The following is a 26028-nucleotide window of genomic DNA, read 5'->3' as shown; positions in this document are numbered from 1 at the left end:
TCTGGTTAACAGTGAAAAAAATAGGTTTACACGCCAGCAATCATAGGGCCCGCGAACGGAATTCTTCGCCACACCATCACTTGGGTTTGGGGTCCTTGTCGTCCTCCATCAAGGCAAAGAAAGCTTTGGCCTGCTCTTCCTCGGAGAGCTCCTCAACCGGAGTCCGCCGCGGGCGCGCAGTCGGCTTCTGCAGAGCATTCGCTGAGGCATCAAGTTGCTTTTTTACAGATCGTTCCGACGCAGTGAGCGATGAGTCGAAAACCTTCTGGGTGACTCGGTCCTGCCGTTCAGCTCGCGCAAATTTCACTACGTTGGACGTGAACGCGGCTGGCAGGTCAAACGGACACCGCAGGTCTGGATGCTGTTTGGACACCCGACCACCCAGAGCCAATTTTTGAAGGTGTTCGACCTGTTTGGCACTGGACGTGTAAGCCGCTGAGCGGTAAGCATGGCCGATGTCTTGAAGGGAGGCCGCATGACGGCCTGCACTGCGGCACTCAATGTACGCCTGCTTCAACAACTCCACCGCCAGGCGCTTGATACCGAAGGTGCAACGGTAAATTTCCCTTGCCAATTCACCCTGATTACCGCGAATCGCGCCATTGCCCACGCGAACACATTCATCAATGAAAGCTTTCCAGTCGGAACTGCCAGGCTCATCGGGAAGCATGATTCTTGGGTCCGTCAGCAAGCGCTGCTGATCCTCATTGTTTCTCTCAAACAACTTGTGACCCAAGCTGTAATTGCACACGTAGACCATTGGCGGACCGATACCAGCCATGTTCAAGAGGATATCGGTAACCTTCGCTGCACCAAGCCCCTTTTGGATGTACTGCATTTCATCCAGGATGACTAACGATACCCCATCACGATTCGCCCTACGCCGGCATTCACTCAGCAGCTCAGCAACGGTCAGTCGCGACAGAGGCAACTCAACGAACTCTCGAAGAAGGGCCTTAGCATTGGTGGTACCTCGGGCGCTTGCATACCAATGCGACCGCAACGGTAGCTCACCCTGGAAGTGATCGCAGGACAGATCAACGGGGCCAGGCAGAACCTTGCGCAGCGCAGCAATGGTCTGGCTCTTCCCAACCCCTGCAAGCCCTGTAAAACACACCGGCACAGCATCGACTGCAGGTGCTTCATAGAGCCCTCGGGCGTACTCGCGCTCAGAAGAGAACAATGCTCGCGCATGCAGCGCTGCGCGCCCCACCATCTCCTGGATGAACTCAATCGTAAATGCGTTGGGAATGAACGATTCACGCAATGCTTGAGACAGCACCTCTGCCGCCAACCGAGGTTCAATTTCGTACAGACTTTCCAATGGCTCAGGTCGACGCGTGATGATCTGGCGGACCTGATCAGCCGTTTGGCAGCCGTCGAACCAACTCGCAATGGCCTCATTCATTTGGCTTTACCTCGGAATCGATCATAGTCATCTGTATCTCGCTGCGCAGATGCCGATTTAGGTGGTCGACCAATTCTTCTCACGCCACCTTTACACTCTTCACCGGTATCTTCTTTGAATCTATCATCGTGAAATTGATGAATTGCCGGCATCTCATTACGAAGCAAAGTTTGAGATTTTCGCCTTAAGGCATCTAGTGACTGAAGATCACGTAATGATATGTCCCGATCACCGTCAACGGTCCTTTGCGTCGTTACAAAGTCCAGTTCGAACAGTGTGCCTCCTACCTCAATCCATATATGCCGAACGCACATAGTCAGTACATATACATCAACTTCAATAACGCTGCTCCTAGCAACTCGATCAAATATCCCGGTATTGATCAAATCAACAGACCTATACTTGCGCCCGTACAGATAGACTGCGTCTTGACGTACAACGGCCGGGTGCACAGACAGGAAGCTCTTTATGGCAACCTCTTGCTGCATCCCGATTGCAGAATTACGGAAGCGGCTGTCCCAGTAATTCCAGATACCCAGCGGGGTGGGCTTTATTCCGCACCAATACATTTCGGTTTCCATGCGGCCACTTGCGTCAGACGACCGGTTGTCTTTCAGGACTTGGTGAATCTCCCTGCGGGCCATTTGGACAAAATTCAGTGTGCTATGAACATAGGTGGGTTGATCGAGGTCGGATTTTGCTCGCGGGTGCGATGACTCAACCGTAGCTTTAGACTGGCCAGAAAAAACTGGCGTATTTTCAAGTGTGCCTAGCCAGTGGATCTCAGGCTCCGTGTCCAGGGCTGCTGCAGGACCTCGATCAAACACCAGCCCACCTGCCAAGCCTTCGCAGGGCCACCAGTCCGGTTTGATGGTTACTCCGAAAAGCCCACAAAACCATACTTTGTCGACAGCCATGGAAAACAGACACATCCGATAAGCTTCTTTGGTTTCTTTACCTTCGGCAAATCCAATGCCAACCACCATTCCGGACAATCCACACACGGCACGAACGACGCAAAATCCGTCAACGGGGCTACCCTCTGTCAGGCCCGAAAGTTTTTCAACTATGTAGTAACCATCAAACTCGACCTGCTGATTTAGATTCGTCAAGCGTTCTGAGAAACTGCCCAAACTGCCGCTCTGGTCGCGGGTCTTTTGTTTACCTCTTACGCCAATAGATTTCTCTTTAGCGCTAACTTGTTGTTCGATGCAGTAACGCACTTGGTCAATAGTTGGAAATGGGTGCCCTTTACGATTGATGAAAAATGCTACTCCATTTCGTTCAACGGAAACGCAACCAAATTCCTCTGTAAGGATTTTTCGGTAAACTTGACTATATGTTTTGTCAGCGGAACGGAACCTAAGGATGGTCTGAAATAGCCCTGTATTTCTGACTGACTTCAGCCTACGCTGATTTTGAAAGCGGTAAACCGATCAAAAAACGATCAAATCGCCCGCTTATTTCGGTGTTTCTGGCCCCAGCGAGCACCTCGCCGCGCCATTTTCTGCATTACAAGCGCACCTCTCCTGCATTCGTCAGTAAATGTCGGCGTGCCATCCATAGGTTCGACAGGGCGAACAGCGTCACCAGTTGCGCGGTGTTCTTCACCAGCCCCCGGAAACGCACCTTGGTGTAGCCAAACTGCCGCTTGATCACGCGAAATGGATGCTCGACCTTGGCGCGCACCTGGGCCTTGGCCTTCTCGATCTTGCGCTTGGCCTTGTACAACGCGCTGCGCTTATCGAGTTTCTTGTAGGTGCTGCGGCGTGCCGCCACCTGCCAGATAACCTTACGATCGACATGCTCTGGACGTTTCTCAACGCCGGTGTAGCCCGCGTCCGTACAAACCACGTTCTCGTCGCCATGCAGCAACTTGTCGACCTGAGTAACGTCCGCAACGTTGGCCGCCGTACCCACCACGCTGTGCACCAGGCCCGACTCGTCATCCACGCCGATGTGCGCCTTCATGCCGAAGTAGAACTGCTGGCCTTTCTTGGTCTGGTGCATTTCCGGGTCGCGCTTGCCGTCCTTGTTCTTGGTCGAACTCGGCGCATGGATCAGTGTGGCATCGACGATGGTGCCCTGGCGCAGCGACAGACCACGATCACCCAGGTAACCGTTGATCACACCGAGGATGCCGGCCGCCAGTTCATGTTTTTCCAGCAGGCGACGGAAGTTGAGGATGGTGGTTTCATCAGGAATGCGTTCCAGGCTCAACCCGGCGAACTGGCGCAGGATGGTGGTCTCGTACAGCGCTTCCTCCATCGCCGGATCGCTGTAGCCAAACCAATTCTGCATCAGATGTATGCGCAGCATCGCCATCAACGGATACGCCGGACGACCGCCTTCACCCTTCGGGTAGTGCGGCTCGATCAGGGCAATCAACCCCTTCCACGGCACCACCTGATCCATCTCGATCAGGAACAGCTCTTTGCGGGTCTGCTTGCGCTTGCCGGCGTACTCGGCGTCGGCGAAGGTCATTTGCTTCATCGGAAAACTCGGCGGGTGGAGTCCGGGTATTTTGCCAAAATCAGGAAGTCTTTTTCAGGATTTCCCTAAGATACGCAGAAAGGATTCTTTCCCTCATGGCGCTATCGGCCCGGTAACCCCACTCTTTGCCATTGGGTGATGGCCGGCCCAGCCTGCGTAATTTCCCCGGCCCCTCCCTGTCCCACCTCCCGATGCGGTGCAGGGGAGGCATGAGAGCCCACTTGTTTTGTCCAAAAGTAATGTAAGTGTAGAACCACAACCTCAAGCGAGCTGCATTTTGCTGAGGCGACTGGCTTTTGGCATGAGCGTTAATTACAGCGTCCGGATCGTCACTGGCTAGAACCTCCTGGAGACGAACCATCAGGCCTGAGATAGCCAGAAAACGGCGGTTGACCTTTTGGTCGTAGGTTTCCTTAGCAGAAACCCGCTTCGTTTCACGATCTGAAATTGCGATCCCCTTAATCGGTTCCAGCCATGGCGGAAATTTGTCCGTCTCCCCTGACGCCAGCAGCGCACCCGCTTCGAGCGCTTCTTCGAACTCGAACCTTGTGAGGGTGATCAAGGTGGTGCGCACGTCTTTCGCTAGATCACTGAACTCCACCAAGCGCACCCGGTTGTGGACCGCATCACTGTTCAGGAAATGGTAATAGTGGCCTTTGACAAGGCTCCGATAACCTTCAGGCGCAAATAACCTAGCGCCCGTGATCACGGCTCAATCTCCAAGAAAAATTTGCCGTAGGCTGCCAGCAGATCACCACCGTCGGTATCGAGAGGATGGTCGATCAGAATCGGCTTGAAGAAATTTACTGGCAGCTTTCGGTCCCAGATGTCTTGGTAGACCTTCGCAATAAACTGGTCACGCTTACCCCATCGGGCTGCATACCGGTAAATGATGGGGTGGATCAAGGCCCCAGCATGCACAGCGCCCTCAATCTCAGCGCTAAACTCCCTGAGCAGCTCGGGGTCGTGGGTCAGCGGCAAGCCATGCATCGGAAATAGCAGATCGAGATTGCCCATGACGATCGGGTCCAGACGATCCAAAGACATTTGCACGGTCCTGATACCGCCGCTTGCGTAATGCAGTTGCTCTAGGGCTGTGCGTAGCTCAGCATGATCACGGTCCTTTTTTTGCTGATTAGGGGTCTTGGCTGCTGAGTAGCGCCTCTCGCTGAAGGCATGAGCTTGATCCTTCACCGTCCAATTGACCGCGTAGGGTTTCCCATCTGAACCCATCAAATACAGTAAAAGGTCCCCCTGATAGGGAAAGGGCATTCTCTGTCGGCTACCAGCTTTAGTGGTAATCACCACCTGGTGATGCTTGAAGCCAATTTGCTTGGCAATTTCCATCGTCCCAGTGACAGGATGAGAAAAATGTCCTTTGGTGAGTGGATGCCCGTGCAATGGATGCGGGGCGTGATATGGCCACAGCATCTTCTGCTCGTGAATATCGAGCAGCTGAGGATGGAAGAGCGCGAGCTGTGCGAACACCGCTTCTGGGGTGGACAGCGAGTGAATCGCACGGCCGAGCTTCCGGCTATTCATTCTGCTGATACGAGAGCCCTTAGGGGCTTCTCGTGGAACCGCTAAAATCGAAGGCGTGTAGATATCGCCCCACGCGAAGTGAGCTTGTCGGCTCCTGATGAGGGCAAATCTCTCCTGCAAAGTCATCAATACAGTCCAATGTCTACGGACCTAGGATCGTCATCCAGCCTGGGGATAATTTGCTGGATGCCCCTATAGCCCTTGCCTCCCGGGCGTACCCAAGAGTGCGGGTTGTGGATAACGCTCACCTTCTTGTGGATGAACGAAGCCCTGCAGGACTTGACGTCCCGCATGTTCGGAATAGACAATGGAAAGGTCAGGTCGCTAAATTCTGACTTATCCACAGAGGCCCAAGGTCGCACTTGGGCCTTTGTCTATCTGAATTCTAGCGCTAATTAACTAGTCAGATTTCATTCAATACTTCCTTATTATTCATACGTGTTAAGAATCTAGGACATAGTTAGCAGCTATCTGCAATGGATTGGCTGGGTGTACACGTATCTGTGTGCACATTTTAAAGCGCTTCGCTTAGCAGGGTATGTTACCGCCGTGGTTAACAGGGTGACAACTGAAAAGTCATCCCTCTCTGGGTCGCGACTGGATTCAAAATTGTCCAGCTTGGGTCATTATCTAGATCAACCGTGCGCCTCACACCCATCGGATATATATCTTCACCCCCTTATCTCAACTGATAATTTAAGGGTTTAGCCCCAATCAAATAAAATGTTGAAAACGACAAGCGTTTGGTGAGGGAAATGGCTGATTCTGCAAATGCATCTGTCCCTGTCGTTCGATGGCTACCGGATGAGACCTTTTTCAGTATTTGTTGTCGTCAGCATCGTTTTATGTGCCACGTTACTAAGGCTAGCACCACTGCATGGCTATTTGGTGAGGGATCAAGTAGTGTGCAGCATGACTTTCCTAGCAGACTAAACTCTTTGCCCCAAAAAGCCAAAGAAGTATGGGGAAGCCCATTCAACATCATTACAGAACATACGATATTGCCGTTGTTTTTTCCTTTTCAATCCAAGGAAAGAATTGACGACGTCTTTCATACAGTTTCAAACAATTCTTTGGGCACCTTAAAATATCGCCTGGGTCTGGTGACCGGTCGCTTTGGCGCAGAGCACCCATTGAAAGCATGCCTCGAATGTTTAAGGGAAGACCGTATCAATCATGGGGTCGCCTACTGGCACCTGTCCCATCAGTATCCAGGCGTCACGTTATGCCCTAAGCACGGAACTCTCATCAGGATTTGCTCGGCCAACCGGCAGTGGTCGGACTCTGCGCACTGGGTATTACCTGCCGAGCACCTAATAGCGAGCGTTGCAGAGCAGCCCGTATGCCCGACAGTGGTACAAACCCTCAAGCGTTTAGGACACTCAGTGATTGAGTTAGCCAAGCTAGGCATTTCTGAGCAATTTCGTCCAGAAAATGTCACGGCTGCTTATAACGAAGCTATTCGTCGCCTCTCAGTCAATACAGAAGCATGCTTTGATGCCCAAGCAGACCTAGCTTCGTTCGCTTCACAACTGCAACCGTATCTTCCACTGGCCTCGCTTCCGACCACTCCAAAGAGAGCTGAAACTTTTATACAGAGTCTGACCCGTACACCGCGCGTTTACTCCCATCCGCTCAAACATCTGATTTTGATCACCTGTATATTCGGCGAGTTTGCGCCGTTTTTATGTGCGTTAAAAAGATTTCAGTCTCCAGGGGATCAGGAAACCCCAGTACAGTCTCCAGACCACGGAAGACGAGCAGTAGGCGATAAAGCAGCACACCGATTTAAAGGTCAGGAAATCAGGGATAGAGTCTTCAAAAAACTGAAGCCTAAAAAGCTGAAACCCGAGCTTCGGGAACAAATCTTGGGTTGCTTGGGCAAAGGAGTGGAGAAACATTCCATAGCGGAACGATATGACGTTTCGGTTTCTACAATAAACAGGATCCTAAGTGCTGATCCTCTACTGATGGCTGCTTGGACAACTCAGCGCAGGGAGCTACTGCTACACAATCACCGTGCGGAGTGGGTTAGCGCCATCGGCATGAATCCAGACGCCAGTCCGAAAAGCCTGAGATCAATGCTCCCCAAGGTCTATCAATGGCTATACCGGAACGATAATGACTGGTTGATGGCTCAAACTAAGCGGATGCCAAGTGGTCGCGTAGGCAACAATCAAAAAATCGATTGGAGTGCTCGCGACAGGCAACTATGCGAATCAATTGAATTGAGCATTCAAAGACTGAAATACTCGGCCACGAATTTCCCTGTTCGAGCTAGTCATATTTTCGCGTTGGTGCCCACACTGCATCGGTGCCTAGAAAAAAGGAATCGCTACCCAGAAGCACGAAACCTACTAGAAATTGTTACCCAATCGACCAAGACTTAACATGCAAGTGCAGCAACGCTCAGTCAGCTATTCCCGACAAGTGGTCGCATACCTACCATTACCATAATTTCGCCATAGAGACTCAATAGGAATCAAATCTTTATCATACTCGTACAAATCAACAACAAATTCATCGAAAGTCTCATAGGCATAAACCACGATTTTCAAAATTTCTTCGGGGAAAAATTCCGTCTTTACAACAGGACTCTCAAATCTTTTTTCTTCCAAATTATTTGAAATCCGATCGAGATACTCAATCATGGCTGTCCGCTCAGATTTCATCCGCTTCGTCAGTTTCTTGAGGCTGCGCAACTTATCGGAGAGAATGGCCACTGCAGAATGGATTGAAATGGAGAATTCATAAGCGCATAGCGCTTCTACGAAGCGAGCATGTTTGAGAGCATCTTCATCCAAGTTCATTACGCTCTCTGCGTTACCGAGGTGTCGCCCAGAACACTTTCTCCACATCACATCGAGATTGTGGCCTTTTGATGAGAAAGGTTGATCGCAATATGGGCAAGTGGACAGCAGCACCACATTGTGTGTGGCACACACGCTCACATGATCAGGGAAATTTCGTCGCCAGTAGGAAAAGCCCAAATCCTGCACGTCCTGCCTGACGCATTCCGGGCAGTAGGCGTGCAAGTCGGAATTAGTAATCGCCATTCGGGGTTTGAGATACGCCGTTCGAGAATAACTGGCATCTCGGGTATCCCTGATAACAAACTGCAGGGGCAATTGAGTGTGTTCGTGCAGCAAGCGGTTGAAGCCATAGCATCCTTGCCAACCCATCGTTGAGGCGATCACCTTAACTGCTTGGTGAGTAATCTCCCCTTCAGAAAGCCATCGTAACCTGTCTACCCTCCAGTCCATAAAATTCACGAGCAAATTGCGGTCAACATATGAGCGCAAAGATTCATCAGGTTGGATACGCAACAGCATGGATGGGTTGGCCCCTCAGCGACTGATCCCGCGTCATCGTTCAAAGGTTGCGGTTGAGCAAACATTGCCAGAAATAAGGTGTAAAAAAGGCACCCAAAGGTGCCTTTTCGGAAGGTTCGAGGAGTAGTCGCAGCGATCCTTTAACTCCCAGCCTTGCGACCTTGGGTTCAGAATCCGACCGGCTATGCCCGTCGTCACTACTTCAGAGAAACCAGCATTCTCTGCTGCCGAAATTGCGGGGGGGCCTTGCTGGTACCCAGTCCCAACGGATGCGCAGTTGCAGTCCTCGACTACAAGCCTATACAGCGTGACACACCTGTCAATTAGATTCTGAGGCGTAATTCCAAGTCGGGACAACGGCGTGCATCACTGCACCCCGCCAACCCGGATTGGTCACGAACAGGGTTACCCGCGACAGCTTTATTTCCCTTGCGACAGGTTTAATTCCCTAAATCTATCTGTCCTCAGGCTGTGGTAACATCAGTTATACGTACGTGTTATGTATCAATTTGCTTGTGTCTGGGGGTGTGTATGGCAAGTGACGAAGCTCTAGGGTGTGATTACCAAGGCAGGCATTTCGGTGCGGCCTATCCCGATGCGCAGTGCGTCGACGGTTTTCTCTGGGATGAGGATAGCTGCGATGAGCCTGGAGGTGCTCTTCTCCATGGAGGCGACATTCCCTGCCCAAAATGTAATTCAGCTGCGCATGCCACGTACTACGGTACGGAAGAAGACTCAGCGTCGCCCTCGGCCCAGTCGACTGGCAACGGTCCTTACCAGCTACTCCCCAACAACCCCGAAGATTCGCCGGGCTGTGCACCTGCTCTGTCGTGAGCTTGATCAGCTACACAGGTTCGAACGTTCATACACTCACTGGAAAAAGCATGTCACCACTTCGAAAGATTGCTGTGCTCGGTTGTGTCGCTCTGTCGCTGGCAGGGTGCAATGACAAAAAGATCAATGTCACCATTCCGACTGGCTCGACCCTCTACGTCAAGCTGTATCACCTCGGTGATCCTGCGCTCGGCTCGGTTCTGCCAACCGAGTACCGGGCTGGAGGGTTTGGCAAAGTGGAATATGAAATGTCTCAGGTCCTGGCCGGAAATGAATGCGCCCTGGGCATTCCTCTGAAATGGAACAGCCGCCAGCTCAAGCATGAGACTTCTACCGCCACACTGTCCTGCGACGGAGCTGATCAGCGAGAGCTGAAGGGCTATGTGATCGGTGAAGACGGCAAACAAGGCCTGGCCGGTGTTACGTTGGGCAGCGTGGTCCCGTTTGTGGTCACCGAGACAGCAACGGTCAAATAGCCCCGGGGGAGAGCATCATGCAGCTGTCGAAATTGCGGCCACGGCTGTACCCAAACGGGCGGCTAGCCCTGGAGCTGCTCTACGAGGATGGTGAGCACTGGGGCGTGCTCACAACAAACCTCGTGGAGGCCGAGTTGGCGGTCGATGAGGTGTGTATCCACGCCTGGCAACTGCCCGATCAGGTCTTGGATCTGCACCTGGCATCCGGAAAGTTTGAAGACACTGGCAGGGTTGAACCTGCTGGTTTTGAAGACGCACCTGTGTGGCGGGTCATCTGCCCAGAGCTGCTGGCGCATGCCCAGCGAATGCGGGCTCATACGAGGTAAGCAACATGGATTACTCGCAACTGCTTGAGCGGAGCTTTCTTCAGATGGCTCACACGTCTGTAAGCCGCCTGGGATATCTCGCGGAGCACGTTTTCGGGTTCACTACGGATTCACCCAGTGCTGACGAGCTGTTCGCTGCCAAAGCTGTAGAGGTCTGCGCTGCGCTGGGCAATCGAACGATGCGGGAGTACGTTACTACCAAAGACGGGCACCTCTGGTTCTTGTTGATGTTCAACATGCCATTCTTCGCTGGGCGCCTCGATTGGGGCACCTCGATGACCGGATCCTGGTGGAGCGTTGAGCATGGAGAATTTTTGGAGCTGGATAGCTGCGGGCTCTGGACAGAAACCGGCCAGCTGTTAGAACCGATGCGCTTCACACTTGACCAGTGGAAGGAGTTCATCAACGCGGTCGTCGCTTTCGCTGCGCCCGAACTGGGGCCGGGCGCTGGGAAAGGCTTTGAGGAATTGCCGGCGTTATGAGGTCGGCTGAAGGCCGAAGGATTCTGCAATTCGGCCGATGATGGTCTTGAGGTCACCCCGAATCTTGAGCGCTTTGAAGTCGATCTCTTCGACCGCCAGGCGCTCAAGGAATAGCGCCATGTCTGCAGTAATGCTTGCGGGCAACTCAATCACCTCGCCAGTCAGCAGGCCCGCCAGGGCCAGGACATCGTTCCGATGCTTCCTGACGTTCTTCGAGTCAACTGCTTCACCGTTTGCCTTGCGCTGAGACAAGTCGAGCCAGGCCTTAGCTTTGAAGGGGATAAGACGATCAGCGCTGATGTATGTCAGCTCCTCGCTCTGATGGCGGCCGGAACGCAACAGGGTGTAATAGTCTTCATCGAGCAGGATAGCGCTCAAACTCGAAACCGACTCATCTGTGGGGATTGGGGTCAGCGTTGCGTTTTCCTCATGCTCAAGGCCATCCGGTGCACGAGAGAATAGTTCGATCATTACCGGGTAGGTTTCGTCGGCGGGATTCTGGAATCTGTAGAAGACCGGCCTGTCACCCCCTCTTTGTTTGATCTCATAGCCGCCGGCCTTTATGAACTCCCAGAACCTGTTAACAAAATGGGAGTCCAGAGCCTCAATCACGAGCACGATGTCTAGGTCTTTCGTGGCCCTGAAGCTCTCTCCCGCGTCTTCCATCGCCAGAGCAGAGGCAACGCCACCGATTAGGACGTAGCTATCGCGGAAATCGCGAAAGTGCCGGCCAAAAATATCTAAACCTTTCACGCTAACCAATGTACCTGCTCCTTGAGTTCATCCAACGCAATCTGAATGCGTTCGTCGGGGTTGTCTTCCAGGCTCAGAAACAGCGACGCTGTGTCTGCCATATACTGCGTTTCGGTGAGCGACGGATACCCCCAGATCTCCACCCACTCCTCGATCGAGTCCACCGACTCGACTACCTCAAACGCATCAAGCGCCAGCATGTCATTGAACACTTTCTTGCTCATCCCCCATACGGCCTGCTTAGGCTCCGCCAGCATCGTGTACTTGGCCAGGGCAGTTTCCCCCGCGATGAATACTCCCGGGGCCATGGGGATAGCATTTCGGGTAATACCAATTCTCTTTTTGACGGGGGACCGCAGGTGCTTCTTGGCCTTCTGGAACACCTCTGCAGGCGACCCGTTGAAGGCGTAGGTCTTCCAATGCAGCTCGCTTTTCGCAGGGCTAATCACCCCCAGCGATACCAGCTGATCCACTGCCTTCGAGAGGGTCACGCGACTGTAGCCCAGGTCCCCCAGCAAAGCGTTCGTAGTGAAGTAGGTTTCGTCGGGTATCCCGGAATATAGGCACGAGAGAAGCATGGCTTGGGCCGCGGGGAGGAGGGCGGCTACCTCGCTCTGCTCTCGCCGCTGACGGAAGCTTTCACGCAGGTCCAGCGCCATCTCAGGTATGAACATCTGGAAGCTGGGCTGGATGAAATTGACCTGGTGCATGATCAGGCTGCGGCGGTCTTGAGTCGACAAGGACCAGCAGACGTACACTACTACCTGGTTGGTGACGTTGCGCACCATCTCGATGTGCTTCTGCAGCTTCACGATGCCTGGGTACTCAATATCATCACGGGAGACCAGCAGCATCATGTTGAACGCCGAACTGTTCCCCATAGGTACGCTCAACTCGTAGGTCTTGTAGCTGTCCCGGATGGTATAGGGGACTCGGAGTGGCACCGGAGTCATCTGCGCTGCCACACCTAAAACGGACTCAATGTAGGCCTTAGCTTCGTCTTGTAAATTCGGCATGAGCCGGCCTCGTGTTAACTACTTTTTTTCACTGTAAACCACAGTGGTTTACAAGTCAAAAAAGTGGTTTACAATCCAATGTTTACTGGGGTTAAACGGAAATGTGCCATTTATAGTGGGTTAGAAAAAGCCCCAGCCAGAGTATGCGCTGTGCACTGCACAGTGTGAAGTGCACACAAGCAGTTCAAGCGCCGTCAGGTGGTCTGCTGACTTTTCCTACATCCATAACGGAACCGTCTGATCGACACCGTTGGATCAGAGGGGGAAGGTCAGGTTTTTCACCGAGGAAATGGAGCAAGGAAAATGGCTAGGCCAAACACCAGCGAACTGAAGCTACCTCTCAGCTTACACTTGGATCAGAGCACCCTGGATGCGATCATCCGCTTCAGGGCCGCACGTGCAGCACATTTGAAGTATGCGCACGACGATACAGCTGCCAGCGCAGAAATGTTTCTGGCGCTCCAGCAAGCTGAGGCCGACCTGGCCAGGGCGGTTGACGAGCTTCTGGTCAAGACTGCGGCTGAGACGGCAGAACCACACCCGCGACCGCAGAAAAATGTTGTCCTATAGGACAATATTTCAATTGAAAATAGTTGTTCTATAGTTTAATCTTTTCTCATTGACGTCTATCAATGAGGCCAGCAGGAAATGGATCGTTTTCAGCAGCAGGGCTTGCTTTTCGGGGATGAAACCCGTGACTCCACAAAAGCCGAGCTTGACCAGTTGATCGCCAGTGGTGCGCTGTTTGTGGCCAACCATTCGGGCGGTAAGGATTCGCAGGTGCAACTGATCCGTCTCCTGGAGCGCGTTCCGGCTAGCCAGCTGGTGGTTGTCCATGCATCGCTGGGCCCGATGGAGTGGCCGGGGGCGATGGAGCTGGCCCGTGATCAAGCCGCCGCTGCAGGCCTTCCTTTCATTGTTGCCACAGCCTCGAAGACGCTGCTGGAAATGGTAGAGCGTCGGTTCGAGATTCGCCCCGAGGTACCGAGCTGGCCATCTGCGTCTACTCGCCAATGCACGAGCGACTTGAAACGAGGACCCATCCAACGTGAGGTCAGGCGCTATGCAAAGGCCAATGGCTTCAAAACGATCGTCAACTGCCTTGGCCTGCGCGCTCAAGAGTCGCCAGGGCGAGCGAAGCGGGTAGTTTTCAGCCGGATGGGGATCAGCAACTCTGTGTTGACCTGGTTCGAGTGGTTGCCAGTACATGACATGCGCACGGATGAGGTCTTCGGTGCCATCGCTGCAGCGGGGCAGCGTCCTCATCACGCCTATGCCCTCGGTAATGATCGATTGAGCTGCATTTTCTGCGTGATGGCGTCCAAGCCTGACTTGCGTAACGGGCGTGTCCATCACCCTGAGCTTTTCGAGCAGTACGTCGCTCTTGAGCGGCGCACGGGCTACACGATGCACATGAATCGAATCCCACTTGTTGAGTTGGCGGCATGACCGCCCTCTGACTGCTTCCAGTGTAGAATCCACACACAGCTTGATAGGCCAAGGATCCACCGTGACTTCACCATTCTTCGTGACCATCGATTCCCAGAAAACGCTTGATATCGACGACGCGATATCGATCACCCAGAGCGGCGATCTGTACATCATATCAGTTGCCATCGCCGATCCTTCTGCGAAGGTTGGGGTCGGCTCTCATGACGATAAGTTGGCGTTTGAGCGGGCCGCCTCGATCTATGCCCGAGATCGTGCAGTGCAAACAATGCTGCCACGGCACATCGGCGCAGATCAAAGTAGCCTTGTCGCGGGGCAACCACGGCAAGCGATGGTTTTTACAATCACGCTCAATAGCTCGCTTGAGGTCGTCGGTTTTGAACCTAGCTGCCAGGTTATCACCGTCAACACCCGTCTCACATATGAGGCCATTCCGGAGATAGCCCGAAGCACTCAAAGCCCTTTGCGTGAAATGGTGGAGCTCCTCAGTAGGGTTTCGACGCTGCTGCTGCAGCGCCGCCGATCGAAAGGAGCGCTTGCCCTTTACGATATTCGCAAGCTCATGCTCTCGGATGAGGAGGGCAATCTTCGCCAATACGAGTCGTTGGATCAGATGGTCGGGCACATCATCGTGCAAGAATTCATGATTCTGACGAATTCCCAAATAGCCCTCTTCATGGCCGAGAATGGGCTGCCGGCGGTATACCGTAACCACGCAAGCCGAGTCTCCGCTCCGCATGCACTGGACCTGGCCAACACAGTCGAGCAGTGGTTGAAAGAGGGGCTGGTGACCGAAGCCTCTGTGGGTGCGCAGTTAGGGGCACTCATAGAGCGTGCTGTTTACGATGGCGTGGCGCGTGGGCATTACGGTCTTGGCCTAACGCTGTACCTCCACGGCACCTCTCCGCTTCGTCGGTATGCCGACTTGGTGAACATTCGCCAGATTCGGGCGCATCTCGACAATTGCCCGCTGCCATATTCGCAAGCAGATCTGCTTACAATCTCTGCGTCGATCAACAAAACGCTGCGAGAGCGATCCGAATCCACTGTCGACTACCACAAGGAGGTGCTGGCGCGGAAAGCTCAGCGCTTGGTGGCGAGTGGGAACCTGGTCAATATGGAGGACAACGTACTCAGCGCTGCCGTGAAGCTCGCGAAAGACGCCGGTCATTTGCCTGAAGCTGTAGTGGCTGAATTGATACGAAGACTCAACAACAACACGATAGCGGACGCCATCGTCGATCGACTTGCGATTCAAATCCCAAGGGAAGCAATCACCGAAGATCTTGGGGTGGCTTTCTCGAACTGGATGTGCCAGCACCCTCACAACGTGGTCAGGATCATCATGAACGGAATCCAGACTCAAGTTTTTGAGGGGCTCGATGAAACGGTGCACGGTGTAAATGGAGGCTTCAAGTGTGTGGTTGCTGTCTCGGCAAGTGGGCGGCGTCTTCAGGGAGTTGGTGTGCACCGCGAGAAGCGTGTAGCAAAGCAGAAAGCCATGGTCGAGATTTTGTGTCGTCACTTGAGTTTGCCCATAAACAGCCTTAGCCCTGAGGCTCCGACGCAGTCATCAAGCTCTCCAGCGCCCCGCGCTACTGACTACAAAGGTGCGCTAATTGAACTTTGCCGGAAGCGGGGGTGGGCTGCTCCCCATTTGCATGTCGCGATGAGTGGACCGTCAAATGCTGCAAGCTTCACAGCCACCGCGACTGTCCACCCGAAGGGTGGCGACGTCGAAAGTGCTACCTCACCAGAGTGTGCAACCAAGAAGGCCGCTGAAGCAGCTGCTTCGGCCATCCTATTGGAGCGACTGGCCAAGTCACGTGAGGCGACTTCCGTGAGCAGCTCAAACCCGGTAGTGCAGCTAAATGAGATGGCACAAAAAAACAGGCTGGCGGAGCCCAGTTACATCTTCACCCAGCTGAGCATTGCCCCTCCGCAATTCGAATGCGTGGCGCAAATTGTGGTAGATGGAAATGTGCTTTCGGCCAAGACAGTGGCTGGAGGTAAGAAAGTCGCGAAAGAGCTAGCTGCTGCCGAAATCCTTGGGCAAGTGAAAATAGCGAGCTGATTGAGGCGCCCAGTTGACCGCCGCGAGGGAGCTAAGCAAATGAGCACTGAACGGGAAGAATTAGAGGGGTTCGAGCTGACCTACAGTGTGCAGATCGACAGCAGCCAACTACTTGAGCTACTAGTTGACGAGATGGACACTGGGGACAGCTTTTGGCAAACCACGAATGCGAGCGGTCAGGTCCTGGACCGTTCCGAGCGTTACGAGGATCAGGCCCGGTGTCTGCGTGACGGCCTGAATAAAGTGCTGAACTAGGAGCAAGCACCAGGTGTACTCAAGCCCAGCCATCTAGCTGGGCTAGTCTGGTTGTTGAGAGTTGCATTCTCAGATGCTGCTGGAGCCTTTAGCCAGCAAGGGCAATCGAATGGACGAGCGATGAATCTGAACAGAATTGTTGATCAGCAGATGGCGCGAGCCGAGGCCTTGATTGCTGGTTACCTTGGTTTGTACGCTGGCAGCATCGACCTGGCTGACTTCAACCCAGGCTCGATCAAGCGGGCAACTCCAGAGTTCAAGCGTTGCGTGCAGCTGATCCAGGACCTCGCGACCATGACGGTGGTCACTCCGTCGACTGTACGGAAGATGGAGGCCGCCGTGGATGCACTGGCCGGCATGGTCAGGGCACCTCAGATGATGGCGCCCACTCGCGCTCTCTGGGCTATCGAAGATAGGATTCGTCGTACCCCGCTGGCGCTGGTTCGTCACCTTGCCGCAATTGCAGGATCGGTGGCAGCGGGTATCTGGGGAACCATCGAAAAGAGTGCTGAAGCAGATGTGGGCGTAGCGATAGCCGCGGCCCTGGTGATGCTGTCTTTCGGCTGTAGCCTGAGCCATCTGCGAGACCCTGACCACACCGTACCGAAGGGGCTCTTGGCGTTCCTGGGCGTTGGAGCGCTCGCGCTAGTGACGAAGGGCGTGCTGTTCACATTCTTGGTTTTTGCAGTCATCTCGGCGGGCTTCTTCATCCGAGACATCTCCCTATGGTGCCGCCGGCCGAAGCCGGGCGCTGCAGCTTCGCTCAACCGTGATAATGATGTGCTGTTCGGTGATAACGGCAACATCTACACGGTCGAGGAGCTGTACGACCTTACCGGCGGTCCGGCCTGCGCAGAGCGACTATGGCCTTGCCAAAGACGATGATTGAACGTGCAGCTGATTCGTAACGCATGGGAGCGCAGGGAAGCCTATCCTACTATCCTGCTCAGCCTGGAGAGGAATAATCCACTGAGATCCACAGCTCATTCACCAAGATGTTTTTCTTGGTAATGTCATGGCCAAAGACTCTGTTTTCCTTGAGGGCGGGTCGGTTGCTGAATTCCGTGAAACGATCGTTGCTGATGATGAATGCATTCGGTGAAGAGGCCAGTTCAATGATCATTTCATCGGCGCTGTGGCCTTTGTCGACGCGGTATGTCTCCACAGTTGGGAAGGTGCTTTGAATGTCCTCCCACGAAACCTGGAGCTTCCTCGTGATGCCTGGATCGAAGACCAGAATGATTTCACTGCCAGGCCAGTTTGACAGCAGGGCCGGAACGAGTGCACTCAAAGCGTTCAATCCGATGAACTGTTGACTCTTGCCCCGGCCACGATTGCATAGGTTGTTCCCGTCAATGATCAGCCGCTCGATGACTCGATTATCGCGCTGCTGCAGTGACGCCATGCGCTGCTCCCATTTGGCGAGCTCACGTTCAAGGTCCTCAACATCGCTGGTTTTGTGTCTGACGACCTGGGCAATGTCATCTGTTCCGAAGTAGTTACTGCAAGCCCCCTTTACTCTCGCAGCCTCGACTGAGCGTGGTGGTGCGTTTCGGTGGCGATCTCTGAAATGGATCGCTTGGGCCAGCTTCTCCTTGGCCACATCCAGACGCTGACGATATTTGAGGCACTGTGCCTGTGGCTCCCGAATATGCTCTTCAAACCTAGCGATTTTGGCTGAAAGACTTTCAATGGCTGGCTGCAGTCTCGCGATTTGCGAACTGTAGGTTGCGTAGTCGGAGTCGGTTTCGAGCCAGTCCAGGGAAGAGTGGAACTGAATATCGTATCGAAGCCTCTGTACCAAATGCTGCTGGGTGGCTATCTCTCCATCCTCGCCAAGCAATGCCCCCAACCGAGCAGCTTTCTCGGCTAGCTTGGCTTCCTCTGCCTCGGACATTTTGGGTGGTTCTGGAATCCGGCCCGTCACTGCATCGAATGCTTGCCCGAGGAGCGAGCGGTTAGCGCGATAGACGGCCTTGTAGATAGTGGCACGATCAAGCAGGGGCACCACACCCAATTCGGTTCGTTCCCGTTCGAGGTCCTTTAGTTTCACCTCGGCATTTCTGAGCGCCAACTTGGCCTGGTCTTCATCAAAGCGATGCAGATGGCCGTAGAGTTCGTACTGCTCCTGCAAGCCCGCTTCAGCCGCGGCCAGGGCGGCGACAGCTGCTTCGAGCTGCGCACTGTATGGGTTCTAGAACATACCTGAGACATAAATGTAAAATTTGTCTCTCAACAGCCTAATATATATAGAGTAATTCCTCTTCTACCTTTGGTCGGTTTCCCATCACTGCTTTCTTCTAGGGTGTACCTTGAATAAAAAGTAAAGAATGGGAGGCCGATCATGCTAACCGCTCAGAGTTTTGTGATGACTTCGGGCGAACGGTACGTCGTACTGCTTGACGATCTCTCACATCTCCCAGATTTCAATACCAATCTTTTTTTGACCACTCAGATCAGGAACGCTGACAAGGCATACGCCACCTTGCTGTCAGCAGCTTCTCATCTGCGTCTGTTTTACTGTTTTCTGATGGTGCGGCAGATAGAGTTGCACGATAGATATAAAACTAAGCGTTTTCTTCTTGTGCATGAGCTAGATGCGCTTCGTGACTTCTGTGCTAAAGAACAGTATGGGCTTACTAAGCCAAAAAAAACACGCGATGTGGATCGAAAAACGCTTCATGCTCGGCTTTCAACTATAGCTAAATATTGCGATTGGTTGGTTGGGCGCTTTTTTGATTTTAATAATCCACCGCCCAGCGCGGCAGCCAGTATGGTGTCGTATATTCGCGCACGTCGACCTAAGGTTTCTAGTCGAGCAGTGCAGAAAGAAAAGGCTTTGTCATCATTTCAGGTACAAGCGCTCCTCGCGGCAATTGATCCTGATAGTCCCGTGAATATATTTGAGCCAGAGGTTCGGGATCGGAACTATTTGATCATTCGTACGATGAGCGAGCTAGGGATACGGGCGGGGGAACTATTAGGCATTCGCTTGGAGGACATAGATTTCTCTGAGAATGTTGTTCAGATCGTACGACGTCCTGATCAAGTCGATGATCCTAGAAAACGCCAGCCGTTGGTAAAGACTCTGGCTCGCGCGTTGCCCATGAGTAATAGGTTAAGCACTGACCTTCATGAGTACATCATCGGGGTGCGACGAAGAATACCTAATGCCCGCAAATGTCCTTACCTTTTTATAACCCATAAATCTGGCCCCACCCAAGGCCAGCCGCTGTCGATCGCGGGCTATCAGAAAATTTGGCGAACACTGCAGCTTTCGTCATTGACGCTGGCGAAGGTGCATGGGCATCGACTGCGGCATAGTTGGAATCAGAATTTTTCGGAATATATGGATTCGCTGCCCAGTCCTCCCTCCGAGACGGAACAAGAGCACCTGCGCTCCAAGTTGATGGGCTGGAAGAAGGGGTCTGGCAGCGCGAAGCACTACAACGAACGATTTATTTCCAGGAAAGCTAACCAAGTCGGACTGGAGCTTCAAGAAAAGCTGCGCGAAAGCATTCGGAGGAAAAATGGAGCTTCGGATTGATTCTCACGACAGTGAACGCTATGCAACCAAAAGTGGTTGTGTTTTTACCGTTGATTCTACGGTGTGGCAGTTAAATCGAAATGTTAAGCTCGACTTTTCTCGGCTCGTCGGGCTTGTAAGTGATGAGGTTCTGTCTGCATTTAAAGTGGTCATGTCCTATTATGCTAGGGATAACACGCCTGCATATGCGTTAAATATATTTGAACGATATCTGTATCTCGCTCAATTTGCAGCGGGCAGGGAATTGACTGTCGACCTGCTAATCAATTACCGAATTTCCTTGAATGGGCGTGATTGGTATTTTAATTTCTTGAAGTCACTGTTTGTTCGGTGGAATAAATTAGGTGTCGGTGCCGTATCGGTGAGTGTGGTTGAGTATTTCAAGGCTATGAAATCGTTTGGTAATCCCAGAGGGGATGCGGTGAAGCGGCGCGACCCAATCAAGGGGCCGTTCAGCGATATAGAGCTTGAGGGGCTGTACGAGGTGCTCATCCAGGGGTATGAATTTGGAGCGATTAACCTAGAAGCTTTCGCGCTAACCCTTATTACATTGGCGTTGGGTAGTAGACCTATCCAAATTACCGACTTGCGTGGCGTTGACTTAATTTTGGAAAAGGACAAAGCCGGTGAGCCACAATTTGTTTTGATGGTACCTCGTGCAAAACAGCAAGGAGGGGCGTTTCGCCAATTCAAGAAGCGTCGATTGTTACCTGCTGATGTGTGGCAAGTTTTGAGTGCACAGAAAAAATACGTCATTGAAAGAATTAGATCAATGTGTTCTGAGCCTATTCCTGAGGACTTGTTAGAGGAAATTCCTCTGTTTCCCAATTGGAGTAAGTTTCATGAAGGTATGAGCATCGCTTCGCTCAGCGAGGGCCTTGCTAGTGATGTGTTTCACATGACTGGATCTTTGATGACCATCCGTATCAAAAATGCCGTCTCTATCCTGAAAGTTCAGTCGGAACGGACTGGCAAAGCACTTACGGTTTGTCCTCGGCGTTTTCGATACACCGTTGCTACGCGTGCAGCTAGAGAGGGTTATGGTCCGCTAGTTATTGCAGAACTACTTGATCACAATGACTTACAAAACGTCACTGTTTACACAGAGAATGTACCGGAATACGGGGCAAAGATCAGCGCGGTATTAGATCCGATGTTGGTGTCTTACGCAAAGGCGTTCGCTGGGGTTTTGGTCACTTCAAAAGCTAACGCGCTAAGAGGTGATGATAATTCAGCCACGATCCGTACCCCTGACGGACAACCCTCAGGGACATGTGGGTTTTTGGGTTTTTGTACGGCGAGCGTCCCGATACCCTGCTATACCTGTGCCCATTTTCAACCATGGCTTAACGGCCCACATCAAGCCGTATATGACTATTTGTTGTCCGAAAGAGCCAGGCTGATAGATCTGACGGGTGATGCAGCTGTTGCGACATCTCTAGATAGAGGAATACTCGCCGTGGCAGAGGTTGTCGCGCTCTGTAAAGCGAGGCAGGAACAAATACCTGAATTTCAAAATCAGAACATTGTTTCCGAGCATAAGTTGGTTACAAGCTCATTGGGTGAAAAGAAACCCTAGTTTGAAAAGGATCATTGCGAGTTTCATCACAATTGGTGGAGGCCGATCATGCTATATGAAAAGTATGCGGTTGAGCTTACCAAGGGCGATTGCCAGGGAAATATAGAGCGATTCGTGGAGAAAATGAAGCTCCATGCCCACCTTGTTGTTGATGATTGGGAGTCATGGTCGTGGCCAGGGCTTCGCTTGAAAAAAATGAATGCCTCAAAAGGTCCTGATCTTAAGGAAGGCGAACTCCTGTGTCAGGAATTCTTGCCTTTAGCAAAAGCATATTTAGTTTTCATGTTTCTAGAGAAAGGCGGGCCTAGCTTCGCTCAGTTAGGCATGCTGTTTAGAGCTGTGGAGGCGGCACTATGTAACATTACAGGCGCAGGTGATGTATCTAAAGTATCCCCTGCGGTGCTGGATGAGGCTGCCTCGTTGATCAAGGCAAATTTTTCAAGAGACGGAGCCTATAACGCTTCGCGTTTATTGGCGGTGTTCGCCAAATTTCTAACCGAAAACTTCTTTGTAGTCTTTGACCTCAGAGAATGGCGGTCACCTATTGGTCCCGTCCATAAAAATCTCAGAGCGACGGGACGAAAAGGAGATCTTGCTCGCGAGCGCAAATTGCCAGATAAAGAAGCTCTTGATGCGCTGGCGGAAATCTTTAGCAGCAACCTAACCGAACCTAGAGACATCTTCACAACTTCACTGATTGCATTGTTATTGTGTGCGCCATCAAGGGGCGGAGAGATATTGGCATTGACTATCGATGCAGAGGTTGAAGAGGTGGATCTCAGTGGCAATATGCAATACGGGTTCAGATTCTTTGCTAGTAAGGGTTATGGGCCAATGATCAAGTGGGTACCTTCTTCAATGGTTCCACTGGCAAAGGAAGCGTTTTCTCGATTGGTAAAGTTGAGCGAGCCGGGCCGAAAGCTGGCGGAATATCTTGAAGGTCGGCCGCAAGCTTTTTACCGTCATCCCACGTGTCCGAAAGTGATGAGCAACGCTTGGTTGAGTAATACTCAGGCCGCCCAAGCGCTAGGCTTTACTTCTGGTAGTGACAAACAGGTCGCGTCTTTCCTCACTATTCGAGGGTATTCGAGTGCTAGCGATGCGTACACTTTGGATGACCTTTGGCAAACGGTACAGCAAGACGACATAAATTTTCCGTGGTTTGATGAAAGCAAAGGGATTAAATTTAGTCAGTGCATTTGCACAGTGCTTAAGCATCAGTTGTCGTCAAAGGTAGCCACAAACCCCGTCATGCTGGCTCGACCGACGTTGAAGACGTTGGCCGATGATCTAGGGGGTAATAATACCAAGCGGCGTTTAAGTGTGTTTGAGCGTCATGACTTCAAAAGCCGGGAAGGAGAGCGGCTGAAAATGAACAGTCATTCAGTACGCCACTTGCTTAATACATTGGCAATTCGCGGTGGGCTCAGCGATTTCGACATTGCTCGTTGGTCAGGAAGAGTGAATGTAAAATCGAATCGTGCATACGATCATACTTCAGATGATGAGATTATAGTTCGGGTGCGTGAACTGGGTTTCGTGAGTGATGATTTAACTCCGTCAGAAGCTCCGCATCAATACGTTCCTGTGGATGAAAGTGATTTTCCTTCGAAAGTCGTGTCGGCAATGCATGTTACAGAATATGGCTTCTGCTCTCATAGCTTCGCTATCGAGCCATGTCGTAAGTTTAGGGACTGCCTTAATTGTAATGAGCATCTCTGTGTCAAGGGGCTTGCTATGAATTATCAGCGTATCGCCATGCGACTTAACCAGTTGGAAATAGTTTTGGAGAAAACAAGGAGTGAGCAAGAATCGGATGATTACGGTGCTGATCGTTGGGTTGTTCATACCGAAATGACTATTGGTAGGTTGAAAGAGTTGCTGGCTCTTTTGGATGATCCAAAAATAATGAATGGTGCTATTGTCCGATTAAAAGGAACTGATTTCACTCAGCTCAGTCGCGTGATTAATCGATTGGGCTCCATGACCACTGAGGTCTTGAACCATGGCGAAGCACCTGACAGCATCTGATGTGGCTGCAATCGTAAATGTATTGCATGGTTGGACGCGTGATCGCCTGACTTGGGATGAGCTCTGCAGTGAAGTTAAAGGCTTGGTGGGTAAGCGTCCAACTCGGCAGTCTCTGAATCATCACCCTGAGATAGTCAGTGCTTTTGCCTCAAAAAAAGCTGAGCTAAAAGTCGCAGTGCCTAAGCTAAAGGCGCCTTCCAGCCTGGGGTTTGCAGCGCAACGAATCCACAATCTGGAAAGCCAAGTCAAGGAGTTGAAGCTCCGAAATTCACTGTTATTGGAGTATCTGACTTTGCTTCAATATAATGCATACAAAAATGGCCTAACCGAAGAAATGATAAGAGCTCCGCTTCCATCAATTGATCGTGATCGTTCTGAAGGTTAAGCTTTCGCCCGAAATGTTTTGGTAGTTAATGTTCATGAGGAGGGCGCATGGTTGTTGCATTGGGTGAGGAATTAAAGGTGACGCCTGTTAAACCTAGTGCTATTTTAGCCGGAGTTCGGATAGAAAATCTTAGCCATTTGGAGCTTGTTTTTCTTGTGAAGAAAGGCTTCGCCTTGGAAGCGCTCAACGAGATGCTCAACGTATCGGAGCTTTATTCGTCGAAGAAAATTTTGACCCGAATTATGGGGAAGTCGATCCGTACGCTAAAGCGTCATGTGCTCCAGAGAGGCCCGCTGCTATTGAATGAGTATCAGAGTGCTGTCGCGCTTCAATATGCGCTCGTGCTAGAGCATGCTAGCCTGGCGTTCGGTAATCAGCGACTGGCAGAGAACTGGCTGAAGAAGCCTTGCAACCAATTCGAAGGGGAGATTCCGCTAGAGTTGATTGATAACTTCTGGGGGTATCGATTGATTACTGATTATTTGGAGCGAGTGATTTCAGGGGTTTATCAGTAAGTAGGAGTACAGATACTCGCCCTTGAGCCCGTTAATGGCCCGCGTGGGAAATGGCAATATGCTGATGATGCAGTGCTTTGTCTATTCTACGATCGTCTTCAATTAAGTTAGTCTTTTACAATTTGTGAGTGACGAGCTATTTCGGCTATGAAAGGACCAAGCTGAAGTTTACTCAGATTCGCGATGAATCAGCGGCGGAGCGTTTGTTGCTGAAATAGCTCGCCATATGAGCGGTGACTTTCATTTCAGACAGGTCTCTGTGTTTAGAGGAATCAATGATGGCTGTAGCAGTATTCATGTGGCGAGAAGCGTCCGTTCGGACCGAATAGCAGTTGCGAAGTAAAGTGCTCCAAGTACGTTAAAGCTTCTTTCTGGACACAGCGTTCGAAGTAGGCACGCCGGGCAAGAGGAACTTTTGCTCGATTTTTCAGGCACAGCACAACCAGTTCCGCCAGTAGATAACCGCGCACATCGTACTGCTTGTCAACCGCTTTCATCACTGTAGAGTAGCAATCATAGAAAACAGGCTTTTGGTTGCGGGGATTTTGGATTGATTTTTGGCTGCTCATTTTCAATTCCTTCAAACTTCATTTGCCGCAGCATTGCGGAATGCTATACCCGAATGTTGCCTGCACTTGTGGCGAAGCGCACTAAAAAATTGGTTATAGGTGGTCAGTGCGTAAGCTTCTTAGCGCGCTGAACCCTTGTGCGCTTTTTTTGAATCATTTCCTCCCCGGCTCCGCCTTTGGTTTTCTTAGCCGCGGTCAGCACCTTGTCTGGCGCGAATCTCAACAACGCTTTCGGTGCGACCCCGCCAAGAGTCGAATTCTCGGTCTGGAACCACGCTGATATCGCCCATTCGTCCATCCTGGCTGAGAGCTCGGACAACACTTCGGAGAGGCCAGGGAGTGGTTGGTATCCGTTGCTACCGTCCAAACCGTAGATTGGAAAGAAATTCACCTTGCCCGGTCGGAGCGAGAAAATTTGCCCGTCGGCTAGTGGCTGATTGGGGTCAAATTTGTCGCCACGGGAGGAAGACGACGCGAGCTGCACCCATTGTTTGCCTGATATCCAGTCTCCGCTTTGGAAGATCCTGGAGCGGATTACCCCAACAGAAACGCCTCTTTGCAGAATCGACTGGGGTACCGAATCCGCAGGGAGAAAGCAGTCGATGATGAGGTCGAGCGCTTTCTGGGGATAATCGTTCAACCTCCATTCGAATAAGTCGTTGTACATCTGCAAGCCATCAAGATATGCATCGATCGTCCGGCGTGAATTCGCCTCAATTGATAAGGTAGCAATCAAGGCTGCCGTGCTTTCCGACGTATGTGTTTCGGCTGCAGGCTCACGCTGAGTCTGGATATGAGCGAAGGGATTGGTCATGAGCATCTCCCGCTCAGGGGCTACAGACGGTTGTAGGTGGAATAGCTCATATCTACCGGGATTACACGCGGTGATATCAGTATGCGTCAATCTGCGCCCCGCGCTGGGCTTTCCGATCAATCGCGACTGCCTTGACTGGGAGGATTGT

Annotated in this window: 24 protein-coding genes; 13 read left to right on the top strand and 11 right to left on the bottom strand. The window is 52.0% G+C overall.

Translation table 11 applies throughout. The features are described 5' to 3' along the window. Window positions 1-76 precede the first annotated feature (76 nt). The 5 genes from LMH93_RS27525 to LMH93_RS27505 all read right to left on the bottom strand — a co-directional run bounded on the left by LMH93_RS27525 (window position 77) and on the right by LMH93_RS27505 (window position 5569). The gene (locus LMH93_RS27525) at window positions 77-1408 is read right to left on the bottom strand and encodes a hypothetical protein (RefSeq protein WP_060519786.1); all 1332 of its coding nucleotides are present in this window, start codon (window positions 1406-1408) and stop codon (window positions 77-79) included. Further along, the gene (locus tag LMH93_RS27520; RefSeq protein ID WP_230065429.1) at window positions 1405-2631 is read right to left on the bottom strand and encodes a transposase; all 1227 of its coding nucleotides are present in this window, start codon (window positions 2629-2631) and stop codon (window positions 1405-1407) included. Before LMH93_RS27520 ends, LMH93_RS27525 begins: the two co-directional genes overlap by 4 nt. Before the next feature lie 289 nt (window positions 2632-2920). Next, window positions 2921-3901: an IS5 family transposase gene (locus tag LMH93_RS27515; RefSeq protein ID WP_064613796.1), complete on the bottom strand. Its 981-nt coding sequence runs from the start codon at window positions 3899-3901 to the stop codon at window positions 2921-2923. 40 nt (window positions 3902-3941) lie between these two features. Continuing rightward, window positions 3942-4610, bottom strand: coding sequence for a hypothetical protein (locus LMH93_RS27510; protein ID WP_230065428.1), 669 nt, complete (start codon window positions 4608-4610; stop codon window positions 3942-3944). Further along, entirely contained in the window at window positions 4607-5569 is a 963-nt protein-coding gene (locus LMH93_RS27505) for a hypothetical protein (protein WP_060519787.1), read from the bottom strand. Before LMH93_RS27505 ends, LMH93_RS27510 begins: the two co-directional genes overlap by 4 nt. 629 nt (window positions 5570-6198) lie before the next feature. Between LMH93_RS27505 and LMH93_RS27500 the strand changes: the two genes are divergently transcribed. Beyond that, window positions 6199-7833, top strand: coding sequence for a TnsD family Tn7-like transposition protein (locus LMH93_RS27500; RefSeq protein WP_082422064.1), 1635 nt, complete (start codon window positions 6199-6201; stop codon window positions 7831-7833). Between the two features lie 27 nt (window positions 7834-7860). On the opposite strand, the gene LMH93_RS27495 is transcribed toward LMH93_RS27500, so the two are convergent. Continuing rightward, window positions 7861-8775, bottom strand: a complete 915-nt coding sequence (locus LMH93_RS27495) for a TniQ family protein (RefSeq protein WP_110765414.1) — start codon at window positions 8773-8775, stop codon at window positions 7861-7863. 884 nt (window positions 8776-9659) lie between these two features. On the opposite strand from LMH93_RS27495, the gene LMH93_RS27490 reads away from it, so the two are divergent. The 3 genes from LMH93_RS27490 to LMH93_RS27480 are packed head-to-tail and all read left to right on the top strand — an operon-like array spanning window position 9660 to window position 10893. Further along, a complete protein-coding gene (locus LMH93_RS27490) occupies window positions 9660-10085 on the top strand; it encodes a hypothetical protein (protein WP_023383598.1) in 426 nt (141 codons plus the stop codon). Window positions 10086-10102: 17 nt separating this feature from the next. Then, complete coding sequence (locus LMH93_RS27485; protein WP_023383599.1) at window positions 10103-10411, top strand: hypothetical protein; 309 nt, start codon at window positions 10103-10105, stop codon at window positions 10409-10411. 5 nt (window positions 10412-10416) lie between these two features. Further along, window positions 10417-10893, top strand: a complete 477-nt coding sequence (locus tag LMH93_RS27480; RefSeq protein ID WP_023383600.1) for a hypothetical protein — start codon at window positions 10417-10419, stop codon at window positions 10891-10893. On the opposite strand, the gene LMH93_RS27475 is transcribed toward LMH93_RS27480, so the two are convergent. Both LMH93_RS27475 and LMH93_RS27470 read right to left on the bottom strand, forming a co-directional pair. Beyond that, window positions 10888-11655 carry a hypothetical protein gene (locus tag LMH93_RS27475; RefSeq protein WP_023383601.1) on the bottom strand — a complete coding sequence of 256 codons (768 nt, stop codon included), beginning with the start codon at window positions 11653-11655 and terminating at the stop codon, window positions 10888-10890. The genes LMH93_RS27480 and LMH93_RS27475 overlap by 6 nt on opposite strands. Further along, window positions 11643-12662 (bottom strand): hypothetical protein, encoded by a 1020-nt coding sequence (locus LMH93_RS27470; protein ID WP_023383602.1) that lies wholly within the window; start codon window positions 12660-12662, stop codon window positions 11643-11645. The genes LMH93_RS27475 and LMH93_RS27470 overlap by 13 nt, the downstream gene beginning before the upstream one ends. Window positions 12663-13310: 648 nt before the next feature. Here LMH93_RS27470 and LMH93_RS27465 point away from each other — a divergent pair. The 4 genes from LMH93_RS27465 (at window position 13311) to LMH93_RS27450 (ending at window position 17325) form a co-directional block, all read left to right on the top strand. Next, window positions 13311-14111 (top strand): phosphoadenosine phosphosulfate reductase domain-containing protein, encoded by an 801-nt coding sequence (locus LMH93_RS27465; protein ID WP_023383604.1) that lies wholly within the window; start codon window positions 13311-13313, stop codon window positions 14109-14111. A 61-nt stretch (window positions 14112-14172) separates the two neighbouring features. Then, a complete protein-coding gene (locus tag LMH93_RS27460) occupies window positions 14173-16185 on the top strand; it encodes an RNB domain-containing ribonuclease (RefSeq protein WP_023383605.1) in 2013 nt (670 codons plus the stop codon). 39 nt (window positions 16186-16224) lie between these two features. Then, complete coding sequence (locus tag LMH93_RS27455) at window positions 16225-16440, top strand: hypothetical protein (protein WP_023383606.1); 216 nt, start codon at window positions 16225-16227, stop codon at window positions 16438-16440. 120 nt (window positions 16441-16560) lie between these two features. Continuing rightward, on the top strand, window positions 16561-17325 hold the full coding sequence (locus LMH93_RS27450) for a hypothetical protein (RefSeq protein ID WP_176483540.1): 765 nt from the start codon (window positions 16561-16563) through the stop codon (window positions 17323-17325). Window positions 17326-17386: 61 nt separating this feature from the next. Here the strand turns inward: LMH93_RS27450 and LMH93_RS27445 are convergent, their stop codons facing one another. Beyond that, window positions 17387-18574, bottom strand: a complete 1188-nt coding sequence (locus tag LMH93_RS27445; protein ID WP_230065427.1) for a hypothetical protein — start codon at window positions 18572-18574, stop codon at window positions 17387-17389. Window positions 18575-18784: 210 nt separating this feature from the next. Here LMH93_RS27445 and LMH93_RS27440 point away from each other — a divergent pair, with 210 nt between their 5' ends. The 5 genes from LMH93_RS27440 to LMH93_RS27420 are packed head-to-tail and all read left to right on the top strand — an operon-like array spanning window position 18785 to window position 24497. Next, window positions 18785-19987, top strand: coding sequence for a tyrosine-type recombinase/integrase (locus tag LMH93_RS27440; RefSeq protein WP_151883982.1), 1203 nt, complete (start codon window positions 18785-18787; stop codon window positions 19985-19987). Then, a complete protein-coding gene (locus LMH93_RS27435) occupies window positions 19971-21566 on the top strand; it encodes a site-specific integrase (protein WP_230065426.1) in 1596 nt (531 codons plus the stop codon). The genes LMH93_RS27440 and LMH93_RS27435 overlap by 17 nt, the downstream gene beginning before the upstream one ends. A gap of 48 nt (window positions 21567-21614) precedes the next feature. After that, window positions 21615-23597: a hypothetical protein gene (locus LMH93_RS27430; protein WP_230065425.1), complete on the top strand. Its 1983-nt coding sequence runs from the start codon at window positions 21615-21617 to the stop codon at window positions 23595-23597. Further along, a complete protein-coding gene (locus LMH93_RS27425; RefSeq protein WP_151883986.1) occupies window positions 23572-23982 on the top strand; it encodes a hypothetical protein in 411 nt (136 codons plus the stop codon). The genes LMH93_RS27430 and LMH93_RS27425 overlap by 26 nt, the downstream gene beginning before the upstream one ends. 47 nt (window positions 23983-24029) lie before the next feature. After that, a complete protein-coding gene (locus LMH93_RS27420; RefSeq protein WP_151883987.1) occupies window positions 24030-24497 on the top strand; it encodes an antitoxin Xre/MbcA/ParS toxin-binding domain-containing protein in 468 nt (155 codons plus the stop codon). Window positions 24498-24769: 272 nt separating this feature from the next. On the opposite strand, the gene LMH93_RS27415 is transcribed toward LMH93_RS27420, so the two are convergent. Both LMH93_RS27415 and LMH93_RS27410 read right to left on the bottom strand, forming a co-directional pair. Continuing rightward, on the bottom strand, window positions 24770-25066 hold the full coding sequence (locus LMH93_RS27415; protein WP_230065424.1) for a hypothetical protein: 297 nt from the start codon (window positions 25064-25066) through the stop codon (window positions 24770-24772). A gap of 103 nt (window positions 25067-25169) precedes the next feature. Beyond that, window positions 25170-25880, bottom strand: coding sequence for a hypothetical protein (locus LMH93_RS27410; protein ID WP_230065423.1), 711 nt, complete (start codon window positions 25878-25880; stop codon window positions 25170-25172). Window positions 25881-26028 lie beyond the last annotated feature (148 nt).

Origin of the sequence: Pseudomonas sp. CIP-10, assembly GCF_020911845.1 — a bacterium.
Lineage (GTDB): Bacteria > Pseudomonadota > Gammaproteobacteria > Pseudomonadales > Pseudomonadaceae > Aquipseudomonas > Aquipseudomonas alloputida.
Note: the sequence above shows the minus strand (reverse complement) of the source record. Positions and strands in the feature narration are given on the sequence as shown.

Bases quoted from the DNA above. Each gene is read 5' to 3' on its own strand.
- LMH93_RS27435 (WP_230065426.1), top strand. From the start codon at position 19,971: ATGGAGCTTCGGATTGATTCTCACGACAGTGAACGCTATGCAACCAAA.
- LMH93_RS27455 (WP_023383606.1), top strand. From the start codon at position 16,225: ATGAGCACTGAACGGGAAGAATTAGAGGGGTTCGAGCTGACCTACAGT.
- LMH93_RS27515 (WP_064613796.1), bottom strand. From the start codon at position 3,901: ATGAAGCAAATGACCTTCGCCGACGCCGAGTACGCCGGCAAGCGCAAG.
- LMH93_RS27505 (WP_060519787.1), bottom strand. From the start codon at position 5,569: ATGACTTTGCAGGAGAGATTTGCCCTCATCAGGAGCCGACAAGCTCAC.
- LMH93_RS27495 (WP_110765414.1), bottom strand. From the start codon at position 8,775: ATGCTGTTGCGTATCCAACCTGATGAATCTTTGCGCTCATATGTTGAC.
- LMH93_RS27450 (WP_176483540.1), top strand. From the start codon at position 16,561: ATGAATCTGAACAGAATTGTTGATCAGCAGATGGCGCGAGCCGAGGCC.
- LMH93_RS27500 (WP_082422064.1), top strand. From the start codon at position 6,199: ATGGCTGATTCTGCAAATGCATCTGTCCCTGTCGTTCGATGGCTACCG.
- LMH93_RS27425 (WP_151883986.1), top strand. From the start codon at position 23,572: ATGGCGAAGCACCTGACAGCATCTGATGTGGCTGCAATCGTAAATGTA.
- LMH93_RS27485 (WP_023383599.1), top strand. From the start codon at position 10,103: ATGCAGCTGTCGAAATTGCGGCCACGGCTGTACCCAAACGGGCGGCTA.
- LMH93_RS27415 (WP_230065424.1), bottom strand. From the start codon at position 25,066: ATGAGCAGCCAAAAATCAATCCAAAATCCCCGCAACCAAAAGCCTGTT.
- LMH93_RS27525 (WP_060519786.1), bottom strand. From the start codon at position 1,408: ATGAATGAGGCCATTGCGAGTTGGTTCGACGGCTGCCAAACGGCTGAT.
- LMH93_RS27470 (WP_023383602.1), bottom strand. From the start codon at position 12,662: ATGCCGAATTTACAAGACGAAGCTAAGGCCTACATTGAGTCCGTTTTA.
- LMH93_RS27490 (WP_023383598.1), top strand. From the start codon at position 9,660: ATGTCACCACTTCGAAAGATTGCTGTGCTCGGTTGTGTCGCTCTGTCG.
- LMH93_RS27420 (WP_151883987.1), top strand. From the start codon at position 24,030: ATGGTTGTTGCATTGGGTGAGGAATTAAAGGTGACGCCTGTTAAACCT.
- LMH93_RS27480 (WP_023383600.1), top strand. From the start codon at position 10,417: ATGGATTACTCGCAACTGCTTGAGCGGAGCTTTCTTCAGATGGCTCAC.
- LMH93_RS27440 (WP_151883982.1), top strand. From the start codon at position 18,785: ATGCTAACCGCTCAGAGTTTTGTGATGACTTCGGGCGAACGGTACGTC.
- LMH93_RS27410 (WP_230065423.1), bottom strand. From the start codon at position 25,880: ATGACCAATCCCTTCGCTCATATCCAGACTCAGCGTGAGCCTGCAGCC.
- LMH93_RS27430 (WP_230065425.1), top strand. From the start codon at position 21,615: ATGCTATATGAAAAGTATGCGGTTGAGCTTACCAAGGGCGATTGCCAG.
- LMH93_RS27465 (WP_023383604.1), top strand. From the start codon at position 13,311: ATGGATCGTTTTCAGCAGCAGGGCTTGCTTTTCGGGGATGAAACCCGT.